The 15,271-nt window shown below is 35.8% G+C and carries 17 protein-coding genes; 6 read left to right on the top strand and 11 right to left on the bottom strand.

All coding sequences use genetic code 11. From position 1 onward, the window contains the following. Window positions 1-25: 25 nt before the first annotated feature. From QP953_RS12635 to QP953_RS12645, 3 genes are read right to left on the bottom strand one after another with little or no spacing between them, the layout of a single operon-like run. A complete protein-coding gene (locus QP953_RS12635; RefSeq protein ID WP_052595420.1) occupies window positions 26-442 on the bottom strand; it encodes a hypothetical protein in 417 nt (138 codons plus the stop codon). A gap of 29 nt (window positions 443-471) precedes the next feature. After that, window positions 472-957 carry a hypothetical protein gene (locus QP953_RS12640; protein WP_052595418.1) on the bottom strand — a complete coding sequence of 162 codons (486 nt, stop codon included), beginning with the start codon at window positions 955-957 and terminating at the stop codon, window positions 472-474. Window positions 958-1,005: 48 nt separating this feature from the next. Beyond that, the gene (locus QP953_RS12645) at window positions 1,006-1,506 is read right to left on the bottom strand and encodes a hypothetical protein (protein ID WP_156039714.1); all 501 of its coding nucleotides are present in this window, start codon (window positions 1,504-1,506) and stop codon (window positions 1,006-1,008) included. A 76-nt stretch (window positions 1,507-1,582) separates the two neighbouring features. On the opposite strand from QP953_RS12645, the gene QP953_RS12650 reads away from it, so the two are divergent. Beyond that, the gene (locus QP953_RS12650) at window positions 1,583-2,578 is read left to right on the top strand and encodes an acyl transferase (protein WP_309555330.1); all 996 of its coding nucleotides are present in this window, start codon (window positions 1,583-1,585) and stop codon (window positions 2,576-2,578) included. 457 nt (window positions 2,579-3,035) lie between these two features. Continuing rightward, on the top strand, window positions 3,036-3,617 hold the full coding sequence (locus tag QP953_RS12655) for a hypothetical protein (protein WP_052595414.1): 582 nt from the start codon (window positions 3,036-3,038) through the stop codon (window positions 3,615-3,617). Between the two features lie 91 nt (window positions 3,618-3,708). On the opposite strand, the gene QP953_RS12660 is transcribed toward QP953_RS12655, so the two are convergent. The 5 genes from QP953_RS12660 to QP953_RS12680 all read right to left on the bottom strand — a co-directional run bounded on the left by QP953_RS12660 (window position 3,709) and on the right by QP953_RS12680 (window position 10,493). Next, entirely contained in the window at window positions 3,709-4,878 is a 1,170-nt protein-coding gene (locus QP953_RS12660) for a tetratricopeptide repeat protein (protein WP_309555331.1), read from the bottom strand. A 191-nt stretch (window positions 4,879-5,069) separates the two neighbouring features. After that, window positions 5,070-5,657 carry a hypothetical protein gene (locus QP953_RS12665; protein ID WP_156039713.1) on the bottom strand — a complete coding sequence of 196 codons (588 nt, stop codon included), beginning with the start codon at window positions 5,655-5,657 and terminating at the stop codon, window positions 5,070-5,072. A gap of 19 nt (window positions 5,658-5,676) precedes the next feature. Then, window positions 5,677-6,825 carry an NAD(P)/FAD-dependent oxidoreductase gene (locus tag QP953_RS12670; RefSeq protein ID WP_052595408.1) on the bottom strand — a complete coding sequence of 383 codons (1,149 nt, stop codon included), beginning with the start codon at window positions 6,823-6,825 and terminating at the stop codon, window positions 5,677-5,679. A gap of 39 nt (window positions 6,826-6,864) precedes the next feature. Further along, a complete protein-coding gene (locus QP953_RS12675) occupies window positions 6,865-8,835 on the bottom strand; it encodes a biotin carboxylase N-terminal domain-containing protein (protein ID WP_309555332.1) in 1,971 nt (656 codons plus the stop codon). Between the two features lie 59 nt (window positions 8,836-8,894). Further along, window positions 8,895-10,493, bottom strand: a complete 1,599-nt coding sequence (locus tag QP953_RS12680) for an acyl-CoA carboxylase subunit beta (protein ID WP_052595403.1) — start codon at window positions 10,491-10,493, stop codon at window positions 8,895-8,897. A gap of 190 nt (window positions 10,494-10,683) precedes the next feature. On the opposite strand from QP953_RS12680, the gene QP953_RS12685 reads away from it, so the two are divergent. The 4 genes from QP953_RS12685 to QP953_RS12700 all read left to right on the top strand — a co-directional run bounded on the left by QP953_RS12685 (window position 10,684) and on the right by QP953_RS12700 (window position 12,357). Next, the gene (locus tag QP953_RS12685) at window positions 10,684-11,031 is read left to right on the top strand and encodes an arsenate reductase family protein (RefSeq protein ID WP_052595401.1); all 348 of its coding nucleotides are present in this window, start codon (window positions 10,684-10,686) and stop codon (window positions 11,029-11,031) included. 147 nt (window positions 11,032-11,178) lie between these two features. Then, window positions 11,179-11,397 (top strand): hypothetical protein, encoded by a 219-nt coding sequence (locus QP953_RS12690; protein WP_052595399.1) that lies wholly within the window; start codon window positions 11,179-11,181, stop codon window positions 11,395-11,397. 10 nt (window positions 11,398-11,407) lie between these two features. Further along, window positions 11,408-11,800, top strand: a complete 393-nt coding sequence (locus QP953_RS12695; RefSeq protein WP_052595397.1) for a hypothetical protein — start codon at window positions 11,408-11,410, stop codon at window positions 11,798-11,800. A 32-nt stretch (window positions 11,801-11,832) separates the two neighbouring features. Beyond that, entirely contained in the window at window positions 11,833-12,357 is a 525-nt protein-coding gene (locus tag QP953_RS12700) for a hypothetical protein (protein WP_052595395.1), read from the top strand. Window positions 12,358-12,517: 160 nt separating this feature from the next. Here QP953_RS12700 and QP953_RS12705 read toward each other — a convergent pair whose 3' ends face one another. From QP953_RS12705 to QP953_RS12715, 3 genes are all read right to left on the bottom strand, one after another. Continuing rightward, complete coding sequence (locus QP953_RS12705; protein WP_052595392.1) at window positions 12,518-12,967, bottom strand: hotdog fold thioesterase; 450 nt, start codon at window positions 12,965-12,967, stop codon at window positions 12,518-12,520. A gap of 474 nt (window positions 12,968-13,441) precedes the next feature. Then, the gene (locus QP953_RS12710; RefSeq protein ID WP_052595390.1) at window positions 13,442-13,996 is read right to left on the bottom strand and encodes an RNA methyltransferase; all 555 of its coding nucleotides are present in this window, start codon (window positions 13,994-13,996) and stop codon (window positions 13,442-13,444) included. Window positions 13,997-14,336: 340 nt separating this feature from the next. After that, window positions 14,337-15,200 (bottom strand): hypothetical protein, encoded by an 864-nt coding sequence (locus tag QP953_RS12715; RefSeq protein ID WP_052595388.1) that lies wholly within the window; start codon window positions 15,198-15,200, stop codon window positions 14,337-14,339. Window positions 15,201-15,271: the final 71 nt, after the last annotated feature.

Consider the following 15,271-nt stretch of genomic DNA (forward strand, 5'->3'; position numbering starts at 1 on the left):
GTTGCTACTTCGTGGTCATTACTTTTTATCGGTTCCACTTCTGAGCTACTATTTTCATTGTCATTGTTGATAAAAAAGTATAACAAACGGAAATAAAAAACCAAGTAAGAACAATTGAAGACGTCCGCCCAACAATAGAGACAACGAGTTGTAACGCAAAAGTAAAACAAATAACTAAAAGTAGGCTTCCCATAATCATAGAAATAAACCAACTACTTTTTACTGTAACTCGAAAACAATAAATGGTTGCAATAAATAGGAAACAAGTAATGCATTGTCCAGATGGTGTCTCCAAAGCAGGGGTAGATTGAAGGATATCTCTTGATTGTAAATACGAAGCACCAACAAGAACGCCAATAATTAGGATAGTATAAACAACCCAATAAAACGTACGTTGTTTTCGCCCCAAATCTTCTTTGAAATCATCTAAAATATTTTGCATAATCCTTTGATTTTGCAAAGGCACGTTGTCTAAAAGCACTTAACATAGAGTGTATCTGTCGTGATTTCATTGCTCCAACGCCCTGCATTATCTTTGATTCGAATCTTATATACGATAGGATCGTAATAATTGGGTTGCGGTTGACAGAGAATCAACGGGTTATTTTGATCGATGCCACAAATTTGAGATACAGTAACCTCTAGTTGTCCAGATATGCCACTAACTATGCCTTGTTGTTCGATGGTTGGAATTTTGTAAAATGAAGTATCATTAGGTGTTCGACGGGTATCTACAATAATAATATGATTGGCAGTGTCTCCATCTTGTCCCAAATCTCCATCTCCGTCGGTAAAATCAAATTTAAAGACAACGGTTCCTGTCAATTGTTGGACGGTATCGACAGAAAAAGATGCCCAGCTAATACTTGGGGTATCATTATAGATGGGGGGCTTGTCGCAGGACATCCAGCAATAACAACTAAAAATTAATAGGCTGATTCCAATTATTTTCTTCATATGAATTAATTTTTCTTTTCTTAAGAACTGATTTGAATCCAACTATTTCTAATTGCACTCTAGAACAATTTCATCGGTTTGCATAATATTGCTATAATTGCCTGTTTGGTCAACTACTTGCACTTCGTAACGCATGTTTTTAGTTGGTTCTGCTGTGCTAGGTTGACAAGACGTTCCATTGTCATAAATACAACATTGAGAATAGATAATAAGTGTAATTTCTCCTGTTCGGCTCGTATTATTCGTATTGTTACCTGTATAGTTAGGCAATTTATAAGAAGCAATAACGGCACCTGTTCTTGAATCAGAAACAAAGATATTGTCACTGGTATCGCTTCCAATATTTCCATCACCATCTGTAAACTTAAATTTCAAATACAATGAATCAACGCCTCCTTGAACCATATAGTTTTTAGAAACACTAACAAATTCAACAAAAGGTGTATTCGATGGTTTTTCGCCACAAGAAAAAAAGTAAAGAATAGTTACAAGGAACAGAAAAGATGTTATTTTTAGACGCATACTTTTAGTATTAAGCTCTCGTCTCATCAATATGCAGTTCTTAAAATAAAACTAGAACAGTATAATTTTTGTTTGATGAGGGTTGATAGAATTAAAAAAAATAATGGATACAGTTTATAATACTTTAAAATTACATATAGATAACGTAACAGATGCTACTTTTGAGTCCACTGCATTGACCGTTTTTCGTTATCAAGTCCAAAATAATCCACTTTACCAAGAATTCATAAATTTGCTAGGGCTTTCGGTCGAAGCAGTTACAAAAATGCAGCAAATTCCATTCCTTCCTATTCAGTTTTTTAAATATCATACGATTAAAACAAAAGAATGGCTACCTGAAGCTACATTTACAAGTAGTGGAACAACTTTGCAGAATCCTTCCAAGCATTATGTTCGCTCTTTGGATTGGTACAATCAATGTGCTTTCAAAGCCTTTGAGCAAGTTTATGGAGCATTAGAGGATTATGTCGTTTTAGCTTTATTGCCTTCGTATTTAGAACGGCAAGGTTCTTCACTGGTTTTTATGGCAGAACAATTTATTCAACGTTCTCAACATCCTTCTAGTGGTTTCTTTCTATATAATACGGATGAATTGATGGAGGTGTTGGGTGCTTGCCAAATAAAAAAACAACGTGTCCTATTATTAGGAGTGACTTATGCCTTATTGGATTTAGCGAAGGATTATCCTCAAGCTCTAAAAAACGTTGTTGTTATGGAGACAGGGGGTATGAAAGGGAAACGAGCTGAAATGACAAAAGATACGATTCATGAGGTTCTAAAAAGAGCTTTTGAGTTAGATGCCATTCATTCGGAGTATGGTATGACAGAGTTGTTATCACAAGCCTATTCAAAAGGAGGGGGGATATTTCAACCAAGTCCAACCATGCGGGTTTTGATTCGAGAAACTACAGATCCTTTTCATATTCTTTCAACCCAAAAAACAGGGGGAATCAATATAATAGATTTGGCAAATATTGACAGTTGTAGTTTTATTGCGACTGATGATTTAGGAAGGTGTTATGAGGATGGAACCTTTCGTGTGTTGGGGCGTTTTGATGCCAGTGATTTGAGAGGCTGTAATTTGTTGATAGGAGAGTAGGATAGAAAAACTGTTATGAAATGGATTGAAATATTAGAAATGAAGTATTTACAATATAGTGTGCTTATTGAAGAAGCAGTAGATTAAAGAAAAGTCTTAATTTAAAAAATACTTGATTTATCTTTTTGTTTTTTGTAACTTACAAAACGTATTATTCTTTATTTCATTACTTCGTGGAAAAATCATATTGGTTTAGCTTTGTTACTCCCTACGGTCGTGAGCTCGCACAGCTCGGTTCGCTGCTACTACGTGGTACTTCGTGAGCGCTGCGCTTTTAGTTAGCTGCATTGCTGCTGAGTGGTATCGCATGAGTGCCTTGCAGTTGATTATCAATAGAGTATGTTTTTTTATTGTTTGGTTTGTTAAATAATTAATAATCAGGCTGATGCAAAGGTGCCTTTTAAGTTTTTGACAAAAAAGTCACGAAGTACTATTATTTTACACTCAATTTCTACCAATGACGGAATTACTATTATCCTCACAACGATTAGCAGAACAAAAGGTATGGTGCACAGGGAAATTAGATTTATTTGACGCCCTACAAAAACATCATAACTTAAAAATTATAGATTTTGCTGCTGAGTTGCCTCAAGAGTCCATTTTTTTGGAATGGAAGGAAGTGCAAACGCCTGTTACACCAGCTAGTGTTAGTGACTTAGTTGGCAAAAAATTGACAGAATATAAGTTCCAGTATTTGGGGCAGTTGTCTTCTAATGGCACCTTGGTTGAGGTTGAAAAAGAAATCTTTCAAGCTGACTTTCCTGAGCAAAATATTTCAAAAACCTCTTTGGATAGTACAGGAAGTTTGAATTGTACTTGGTTGTTAGATTTTGTAATGAATGCGCCTGCTATTCAGGAGGATACTCTACGCAATGAACGCTTGATTTGGAGAAAGGAGAAGGAAGGGTTTGTACTAGCGTTGTCTAGAGAAAGCACGGATGGAAGACATGCAGAACAGGAAAAATTCATTTTTGATGCAGAGCTGAAGGTTGTAAATTGGGAGCATCAAATTTTATTTTGTGGGCAAGAGGTAGGTTAATAATCCTTCAATGGATTGCAAACCATCAATAGGTAATTAGTAAGTAGAACGGTATTAAATAGTTCTACTTACTAATTGCTTGATAAATAAATTACTGTGGGCTTTTTTCTTTGATGAAGTCAGCAAGTTTGTCTTTTTGTTGTAATTTGATTAATTTTTCAATTGCCCTATTCTTGCCTAAAATTTTCTTATTCTTCTCGTAAAAAGCAATGACCAATTCTGTACCTGCTATATAGCTTTTGTATTTGTCGTCTAAATCTCTTGTTTTAATTTGGTAAACCGAAGCACCACCTAAAAAGATAATCAAGTATTCTGGTGCTTCCTTAATGTAAGGAGAGATGGCTTCAGAAATTTCTACGGATACAGTAGGACTGCCAATAACCCATTCAATCAAGAATTTCTCAAGTGCTTTTCGTTGCTCTTTATTTTCGTTAGGAGGAGTTTCCATTAAATAAACCACTCCACTAATAAAATCATTTTCATAGCGTAAGTAATCTGCCTTGGTTTCAAGAACAAAATCCTTTTCTTTTTCTAACTCTTTGGAATCTCCAAAAAATTGCAATTCTAGCTTTGGGTCTAATTTAGCTCCTTTTTCTTTGGCAAAACCTAGAAACTTTTTAGCATTTTCATCATCTTTCTGATAGTAATAAATATAACCTGTTAGTAAGTAACCATCTGCTAAATGATGAGAATCGGTCGCTTTATAAATCTCAACAGCTTTATTTGCATTGCTTAAAGCTAAATCCAACTTTTGTTGACTCATATAAATATTGGCCATTCCAAAATAGCTTTCAGGATCATTTTCATTAATTTCTGCTAAAGTTTGATATTCTTTTAAAGCAGCATCAAAATCGCCTTGTATGGAATAGATTAAAGCTAAGTTTTGGTGAGCCATTGGGCCTTGTGGATAAATTTTAATAGATTTTTTGTTGTATTCTATTGCCTTTTCTGTATTTCCGCTTTTTCTATAAAGGACGGCAGCATTATCATAAGCTTCTACAAATTTAGGATCCTTTTTGATAGCCTTGTTATAGTATTTAATAGCATTATCATAATCTCTTTTATTAAAATATTCAACAGCTGTTTGATAATGTTTACTGGCTTCGGGAGAAGTTGTTCCTCCATACATATCTGTGCTAGACGATGTAACAACAGAGGTGCCAGTGGTAGTTATAACTGTTTCTTTTTCTTTGTTTTGAGCAAATGAATTAGACTGTAAAAAGAAGAGTAGAACGAAGGCAACATAAAACATTTTTTTCATGGTTATAGGTTTAAGTGTTAATAGAATTGAATACAAGTAACAGGTGCGTGCGGTTGTTAAATTTTGCTAAAGTCCCAAAGATGTAAGACACACATTATTTATACTAATAAAGATATGAATAAAATGTAGTAAGTAACCTATTTAAGTTTATTTTAACTATGCCATGTTTACGATCATTTTAGTAAACATACTTACTCTTTTACCCGTTTGAGGATAACTTTTTGGGTGTTGATGACCTTAAAACTTGTAACCGTATCTACTGCAAAATCTTGCCCTTTGTAAGTAGAGTAAGTTTTGGATGACAAAGGAAAGGAAGCAATTTCAAAGTGGATGTTATGCCCTACTTTTCTTGTAATCCCATACAAACCCAAATTGCCAACTTCAAAATAATCATAAAAGGCATCGTCTAAGAGGATGCGATCTAATAAAATACCATTGTTTTCATCCATAATAAAATGATTTTTAGGCATAGAGTCATGTCGAGTAAGGGCATAGTCTTTAATAATTTCCTTGCCATTAAAAATAGCCTTGGAATACCATCGCCAACGATTGACAGTATCTGTTTCGCTAATAATAACCGTCATGGGCAATTCCATTGTTTTCCCTTTTTGAGCATTAAATAATTCCAAATTACCTTGATATTTGCCCAACCAATCCTCAGGAAATTGAGCCATTGATTTAGAAGGAAGGTTCTTAGAATGATGTAGTTTTTGGGAACTTGGATTACAAGCTAGGAAAAATAAAACGATGCCTAGCCATAATGTGTTGAATAGTTTCATTGGAGTTATTATTGATGTATTACCAAAATGCCTTTTGAAAAAGACGCATAAGGAAAGTATTTTTTGAAGCGATATTTGCAAAGCTATTGATTAACCACGGTCGATTGGCAATTGCTCGCTGTGTAAAGTAGTGTATTTTATGTTCTTTCCATAGCTTATCATAGACCATTTTGTTATAAGCTTTCATATTTTTAGCGGAGAAATCTTTTTGTTCAAAGCATTTTTTAGCTTGCCATCCTGCGTAACGCCCAGAAATAATTGCTTGTCCAATTCCTTCTCCCGACAACGGATCAATTAAGGAGGCAGCATCTCCACAAAGCATAAAACGTTGTCCAGAAATCGTAACTTTTCTAGACCCCAAAGGAAGACCATAGCCTTTGGGAGGATCAATTAATTCTGCTGCTTCAAAACGCTTTTTTAGGTAAGGCGTCGTCTCAATGATACGAGTTAACTCTTTACGGAGATTGATTTTTCTGTCGCTAACTGTTTTAGAAAGCATTCCTAAGCCGACATTAGCATAACCATTAGGCAAAGGAAAAATCCAAAAATAGCCAGGCATCAAGTCTTTTAAATAATGTAGTTCAAACGTCTTGTTAGGAATATCTTTTACATTTCGATAGTAAGCACGGACAGCGGCAGAGTTGTGCCTCAAATCAACTTTATTGCTAGTTAGTTGTTTGGATACAATCCCTTGAGCGCCATCACAGCCTATGATGATTTGAGCTTTTAGCACTTGACCGTTTTTTAATACGGCGATAGCTTGGTCATTGTCTGTCTCTACTTTAGATACTGCTGAGCCAATAAAAGTAGTGACATTGGATAATTGCTGGGCATGTTGAAATAAGAAGTTGTCCAAATGGACACGCATGGAAATAGCCCCCTCTTTAGGAAAATTTAAATCAATATTTTTTTGATTGGGCGCAACAACTCGTAAGGTTGTAACAATTTCTTTTTCCCTAAATGCTTCAAACGAAGTTTTATAACTAGGATGAATGGTATTTAAAACATTAGGAACATAAGGTGCCACAGCATCTCCACAGATTTTATCTCTAGGAAAGCCCTTTTTGTCAATTAATGCAACTTTAAGTCCTGTGTTTCCCAATGCCAAAGCACAAGTACTTCCTGCTGGTCCTGCACCACAAATAATAATGTCAAAAGACGTTTCCATAAGTTTTATTTACTTTCTTTTAGTTAGCAGCGCAACTAACTATTGTTCTTTGATTCTTAATAATAAAGTCCCTTTAGCAATAGCGCTTCCTTCTGTTACTAAAATTTCCTCGATACAACCATTTTCTTGGGCAACGATTGTGTTTTCCATTTTCATAGAAAGCAATGTAATAAGTGCTTGCCCTTCTTGAATCTGCTGCCCAACCTCAACATTAATCTTTAATACCTCGCTGGGCATGGGAGCCAAATAATCACCTTTTGCTTTTTCTGATTCAATAATGGGGAATTGGGGTATTAAGGTTGTTTTTAGTTGACCATAATTCAAATGATGAATATAATAATCATGATCCAATGACTCTATGTGTACCTTGTGCTGCCACCCATTAATAGCAATAGACAAGGTTTTGTGTGTATGGCTGATGAGTTTAACATTATAGTTTTTCGTTTGAATGTTTATATCAAAAGCTGTATTTTGATATTGATAATGAACTACAATAGGAACCTCTTTTACCAAATAGGATTCTTGTTGAGGTTGATAAAAGTTGTTACGCCAACCCGATGCTAAAGTAGGAATTAAGGTGCGTTTTTGTTGCCTTTGTTGCCAACGATACAATAAGGAAGCAATGAGCGCAATCGTTTCTCCTTCTGCTGCTTGAGTGGCTAGTTTTTGAAAGTCAAATTCCTGCTCAATAAAATTAGTATGATAAGCCCCTACTTGGACAGCCTTATTTTGCATCAAGGCTAATAGAAAGGTTTGATTGGTAAGCACACCAAGGCATTTTAAGTGTTTTAAGGCATATTGCATTTTTCGAATAGCGGTAGAACGATTTGCTCCATGTGCAATAATTTTTGCTAGCATAGGGTCATAGTAGATGCCAACTTCTGACCCTGATTGAACCCCAACCTCATATCGAACCCCATCTATATTGGCTGTTTTCCAATGTAAAATTTTACCCACAGAAGGGAAGAAGTTATCACTAGGATCTTCAGCATACAAACGGCATTCTATGGCATAACCGTGACTACTTACAGCTTCTTGTTGGAGGGGCAAAGGCTGTCCTTCAGCAACAAGTATTTGCCATTCTACCAAATCAAGCCCTGTGATCATTTCCGTAACAGGATGCTCTACTTGTAGACGAGTATTGACCTCTAAAAAAAAGAACTCCTGCTCTTCTGTTAAGATAAACTCTACTGTACCAGCATTATCATAATTAATTGCTTTAGCAGCTAAAACAGCTGCGTTTCCCATTGCTGTTCTAAGCTGATTCGATAAGCTAGGGGAAGGGCTTTCCTCGATGACTTTTTGATAGCGGCGCTGTATACTACATTCTCGTTCTAATAAATGCAAGACATTGCCCTGTTGATCTCCAAAAATTTGAAATTCAATATGCCTAGCATTTTTGAAATATCGTTCTAAGATAACGCTTGAATTGCCAAAACTATTTTGAGCTTCTTGTTGAGCAGCGAGTAAGGCAGACTTGATTTCGTTTTCTTGATAAGCAATACGCATTCCCTTGCCACCGCCTCCAGCAACTGCTTTGATTAGAACGGGGTAACCAATCCGATTGGCTTCTTGAATTAACTGGTCTAGAGATTGGTGCTCGCCTTGGTAGCCCGGAATGGTTGGAACACCATGCTCTTGCATGATGGCTTTTGCGGTAGATTTTAAGCCCATTTTTTGGATGGCATCAGCATTAGGACCAATAAAAATAAGCCCTTCTTTTTGGCATCGAAGCGCAAAATCAGCCTGTTCTGATAAAAAACCAAATCCAGGATGAATCGCATCGGCTTGAGTTCTTTTGGCCGCAGCAATGATTTTATCTTGAACTAAATAGGATTCTTTGGCGGATTTGCCACCTAATGCAATGGCTTCGTCAGCATCGTGTACAAAAGGTAAATTCTGATCAGGTTCTGAATAAACGGCAATACTTCTAATCCCTAAACGGCGACATGTTTTGATAATTCGAGTAGCAATTTCTCCTCTATTGGCAATTAAGATAGATTGTATCATTGTGAAATTTTTTGACATTGAGAGCTTTGTAAAATAGCAGTTTTGGTATTGATAGAGGGTTACATTCTAAAGACGCCATAATCTGTTGTTCCTTTGATGGGTTGATTGTGGATGGTTGCCAAGCAAACGGCTAGATAATTGCGTGTTTCCCTAGGGTCTATAACACCATCGTCCCAACCTTGAGAGGTAGAATACCAAGCGGTAGAGGATTGTTCAACTTGTTGAATCATATATTGTCGCAGCTGAGCAGCTTGCGCTTCATTGTATTCTACCCCTGCCTTTTTGGCGGCTGCTCGTTGTATAATTTCCATAACACCACTGAGCTGTTGAGGTCCCATAACGGCAATTTTGGAGTTGGGGTAAGAAAATAAAAACCTAGGTTGATAAGCACGCCCATTCATAGCATAATTACCAGCTCCATAAGAAGCACCAATCATAATCGTAATCGTTGGAACATCACTGTTAGAAACTGCATTAAGCATTTTTGCACCATCTTTGATAATGCCCCCTTCTTCGTAAGCTCGTCCAACCATAAATCCAGTTGTATTTTGAAGATAAAGTAACGGAATATTATTGCGATTGCACAACTGTATAAAATGCGTTGCTTTATTGGCTGACTCGGATAAAATAACCCCATTATTGGCAATAATGCCTATTTTGTACCCATGAATTTCTGCATAGCCTGTAATTAAGGTAGTGCCATAATTGGGTTTGAATTCAGAAAAGCAAGAACCATCAACAATACGAGCAATAAGTTCTCTTGCATCAATAGGTTTTCGAATGTCGGCAGGAACAATGCCTAACAATTCTTCTGTGTCGTATAAAGGAGGTTGTACGGTTGTTTTTGTTGGGATTGTTGCCGAAGGCGCTTTTAATTGTTCTACGACTTCTCGTGCTAATCGAATGGCATCCTGCTCGTTTTCTGCTAGATAATCTGAAACACCTGAAATGGTGCTATGCATTTCTGCCCCTCCTAGAGACTCGTCGTCAGTAATTTCGTTAGTGGCCATTTTGACAAGCGGAGGACCTGCTAAGAAAACTTTTGCTTTCTTTTTGACCATAATGGTATAGTCAGACATACCAGGAATATAGGCACCCCCTGCGGTGCTGTTTCCAAAAACTACAGAAATCGTGGGAAAGCCTTTGCGGGAACGTCTTGTAATTTCTCTAAAAATGGTTCCTCCATAGTTAAAAATTTGTTCCTGTTCAGGAAGATTTGCTCCAGAAGATTCGACCAAATTAATGACAGGCAACCCATTTTCTACTGCAATCTCGCTCATGCGAATGCTTTTTTCTAGGGTAGCTTTATCAATCGAACCACCTCTATTGCTTCCCACATTGGCATTAATCATGCACAAACGTCCCATGACCAAACCTATGCCACACACAGCTGTTCCACCAGGACCAAATCCTTCTCCTTGAAGACCAATTAAAGGCAATAATTCTAAAAAGAAACTGTCTTGATCTAGAAGTAATTCTATTCGTTCCCTAGCTAATAGCTTTCCTGAATTTTTAGCTTTTTGAAGGTGTTTTTCTTTTCCTTGAAACAAACTTTTTTGAAGATATCCATTAAGTTCTTCGACTAGTTTGGACATCTGTTCATAATTGTCTTGATAGCTTGGGGCGTTTGTCTGAATAGCACTTTTAATTGGACGCATAAATTGATTTTTTAACCAAAAGATTAATATTTCCTCAATTTAAAATTTTTTATCAAAGGTCAAGAATTAATAGGAGGGTAAAATATCAACCAATTTAATTTCAGGAATAAAACATCTAAATTGGCGTAAATTATTAGTTTTGCAATTCTCAATAGTTAGGAATACGAAAACTAAAACATTATAATTGATAATGAAAAAAGTATATTATTTGAGCACTTGTAGTACCTGCAAGCGCATTTTGTCGGAAGTAGATACTACTGATTTTGAATTACAAGATCTAAAAAAAGAAGCCTTGTCAGAAGAGCAGGTGGAAGAACTTAGACAACAAACGGAGTCTTACGAATCTTTGATCAATCGAAGAGCTACCAAATACAAAGAAATGGGATTGAAAGACAAGAACTTGTCAGAAGAAGACTACAAAGAGTTATTATTGTCTCACTACACATTTCTAAAACGACCTGTATTTGTGTTTGAAGAGGCTATTTTTGTTGGCAATGCAAAGAAAACAGTGGAGGCATTAAAGGATTATTTGGCATAAAATTTTAGAATTGTTCTAAATAAAAACCTAAGCCTGTACGCTAATATTAAATGGTGTATTTTTGTGTTTATCAAGTGAATATTTCAACTACCTATGGTCACGTAGAAATAGAGGAGCAAAACATTAACCAATAAATATACCAGAATTATGACAAAGAAACCAGAGAACTCAATGGACCAAGTGGTTCTAGAGAAAATATCTAAAACACTCAAGTGGTGGAATCATGCAGCGGCTATTCATGCTGAAGATAGTATTCTTGTTATTGCACTAAAACTAAGTATTCGAGTGATCGGAATAGCTGTATTAGTAGCTTTGTCACCCTTTGCTATTTTTGGTTTTATACTAGCGGTTGCTTTTGCGATGTAATAAAGAGTAGATGTTAGTACTTAAACAAAGAACTTGGTGGGGATGTTTTTTGCTATTTGGGGGACATCAATTTGTAGAAAGAGTATGGAACTGGGATTGCCCATTAATAGACAGTTATTTAGATAGCTTTTTGTGCATGCCTATTTTGCTAGGTTTATTATTGGTCGAACGTCGTTTTTTGATGCAAAATGTTTCTTTCTGTTTTTCTCTTTTTGACACGTTGGTGATGGTTGTTGCGTTGAGTCTACTCTATGAAGAAGTTTTTACTAGAGTGTTTGATGGTTTTGTAAGAGACAATTGGGACTACGTATCTTATGGGCTGGGAGGAGGATATTTTTATCTTTTTGTCAACCAGTCAAGAGGCGTTGATACTAATTCAAGTGGCAATATCGTTAAGGAATAAGAAATGATGGAACAAATGATGAACTGTAAAATATGATAAGGTTAAAATATAAAATTCTCTGGAGTTTAATAATAAGTATACTATTTATTGGAGTTGGATGTGGTGCATCAGGCAATCAAAAAAAAGAATGCAAGTACAAGCCACCAACAGCTATCTTTGAGCATATTCAGGGATTTGCCAATCATAGTTTTGAAGTCAAAGGTCAGGATGCTGTAGAAAAGGTAACCGTGCCAGCTATGAATTTGAGTATTGAACTGTATCAATCAGGTTGCGATGTCTTGCAGCAAGAATATCGGATGTTGCTAAATGGAACGTATCCGCTCAATACACCACCAGAAGTTTGTGCAATAGATATTGCTGAAATTTTCTATAATTTATCGCAGCAAGCCCCCAACGAATTAGGTTTATTACAGCAATGGGCGATAGCAATGAAAGATAATGCGAAGTCGTTTCAATACAATGAAAAAATGATATTTTCTGGCTCTACTATATCTGCCAAAATCAACAAAACGCACCAAACTAACTCGGCTATGTTAACCGTTATCTTTTCAGAATAGGAAAGAAGAGAGGTCTTTATTAATAGTAGCAGTGCAGCTAACTATTGTATTAAGTAAATAGTTCAAATGCTTAAGTTCCAAACTGTAAGGCTCGCATGGAGCATAAAATGATTTGGAACTTAAGAACGAATGTGCTAGAAATACAAACAACTTATGAATATTAATTAGCTTCTATGATGCTTTTGTCTTTCATGCGGATAAAGTTGTAGACACCTTTTCCTTCTGCAAGGACTTCGGTTTCTGCTTCATTCCAAACCTTCATTCGTGTTACTAAAATCCGATTTCCTAGACGCACAATTTCCCCCTCTACAACAATGCCTTCTTCTTTGGCACCTTTGAGGTAATCTACACGCAAATCAATGGTCGCCATTTTGTCCTCAAAAGAAGTCAAATGAGTCATGCCAACAATTCCGCCAACGGAGTCCATGATAGTGGATAGCATGCCACCATGCCACCTTCTACGAACAATATCTCCCAAAACCATTTCTTGAAAAGGGACTTTTACTTTCGCATACCCACTGCGAATTTCAACGAGTTTTAGATTCAGAAATTTGTGAATAGGAATTTGTTCTTCTACAATGTTTTTAATAAAATTAATATCGATTTTCATAGTTATAATTAAAAAATGACTTTGGAAAAGAAGGGGAAGGAAGACAAATAGCAGATGGAGCTGATAGGCAGTTTTGAGTATAATTGGTAATTATTCAAACTAACATTACTCCGTTGAAAAATCGTATTAGTTTATTGCATGAGTGCTTCGCAGTTGATTATTAGTAAGATGTATTTTTGTTGATTTTTGTGTTAAAAGACTGATAATCAAACTAATGCAAGATGCTTTTTTACGTTTTTCGTAGGAAAACTAAAAAATCAACGGAGTATTAAACTAAATGACTAAGCAAAACTAATGGTTGTCAATATAAGTATTCAAATCCTTGCTTGATTTTATCTCCTAAAGATTAAGTATGGTCTAGGATTAATTTTGCTTAGTTATTCTACAAAAATAGAATATATGGACATCTTTCTAATTGATTTAGTATCTCTATTGTCTTGCTCTAAAACCCCAAAGTCTAGGTTAGATAATATTTTAATGCGATTCTTGAATAATTAAATCGGGGCGAATTTTTTGTGTTAAACTCCATAAAACAATTCCCATAGAAACAGAAATATTAAAAGAGTGTTTGGTGCCAAATTGAGGAATTTCAATGCAACAATCAACGATATTCATAATTTCTTGATCAACACCTTTTACCTCGTTGCCAAAAATAATGGCTACTTTATCTTGTGCCTGAACTGGAACATTCTGCAACGGAATACTGCCTTCTGCTTGTTCGATTGCAGCAATTTGAAACCCTTTGGCTCGATAATGATTGACAGCCTCTTGAGTCGTTTCAAAATGTTGCCAAGCCACAGATTTAGTGGCACCAATAGCTGTTTTTAAAATTTCTCTGTGAGGAGGTTGAGCAGTAATACCACAAAGGGCTATTTCTTGAACCAAAAAAGCATCGCTAGTACGAAAAGCAGACCCAACATTAAGTGCAGAACGAATATTATCTAAAATAACAATAATAGGAGTTTTTGGGGTCTCTTTATATGACTCTACCGACAACCGATTGAGTTCTAGCATGGATCGCTTTTTCAAAATAAATGTAGTTTGTTAGTGTTAAGTATGTTGTTGTGAATGGTTTATAAACTATATATAATGTTTGCAAGATTATCAAAATAGTTAGCTGCGCTGCTACTACGTGGTTTCAACGACCAAATAGTAGGACCATAAGTAACCACTAATTATCAACAACAAAAAATTTGATCGAGGGCAAATTTAAAAACTAAATTTATTATTTGTCATTACTTTTTAAGAAAATCCTATTTGCTCATAAAGGAATAGGGTATACTTTAATAGAATGAATTTTGTTCTGTTGGTCTCAATGTGTTGAAAATTAGTTATTAAGATGAAGAAGGGGATGAGGTTAATTTTAGTGCTAGGCTTCGACCCATTGTTCTTGAATCGTTTTTCCTTCAATAAAAACCTTTGAAACATATTTTCCTTGGGGTAAATCCAAAGCCTTTAGTTTAAAGTTGAAGCGTATTTTGCCTCCTTTTTGAGTCATATCTTTAAAGACTTGTTGAACCATTTCACCTGCCTCATTAAAAATCTGGCAAGTCACGGTTGCATCTTCTTTTAAGATGTATTCATGATGACCATAAATAACAATGGCTTCTCCCGTAAAAGCGACTTGACGTTCTCGACCATCTTTATATCGAACGGTGTATTTAGGAAGTGGTTTTCCTGTTAAGTCTGCTACAAATTTTTGAATTTTTATAGCTGTTTTTAGATCATCATGATGTAGCCCTTTTAGGTCATGGTCATTGGTAACTGTCCATACAGCATGTTGAGCTGTATAGTTAATATCCTTGATGGTTGATAAAAAACTAGCCAACTCTAATAATTTACCATTGGCATTTTCTTTTAAATCAAATTGACTCTCCTTGCCTGGGCTGCGGTGATTGGATTGTGTGCAATAGCTGACAAAAGTAGGGCTAATGGTTCGTCCTGCTTTTACCAACAAAGTGCGCTCTTGCAAAATGATTTGATCTTGTTCAGAACTATCTCTAGAGGCGAATTGTAAACCAGTTGGAAAATAAACGTAGATGTCTTTGCGTTGGTGCACGTTCTTTAAACGAAGTTGCAAGGATTGGTAAGCAACGGACTGAATACTTGATAAAACAATAATTTTTTGTTGAATGGCTTCTTGTAAGCTAAATGTTTTAATCTTCGTATCTGGGGCTGCTTTTGAAATGCTGGGGATAACTAAAAATAAAAGCATCAAATGTTTAAGGTTCATAATGTCTTTTTTTTGAAGGTGGTACGAATAGATTCTTTATAAGAACTGTTGAGGAATGTAATTTATTTTAT

It is taken from the genome of Aureispira sp. CCB-E (assembly GCF_031326345.1).
Classification (GTDB): Bacteria; Bacteroidota; Bacteroidia; order Chitinophagales; family Saprospiraceae; genus Aureispira.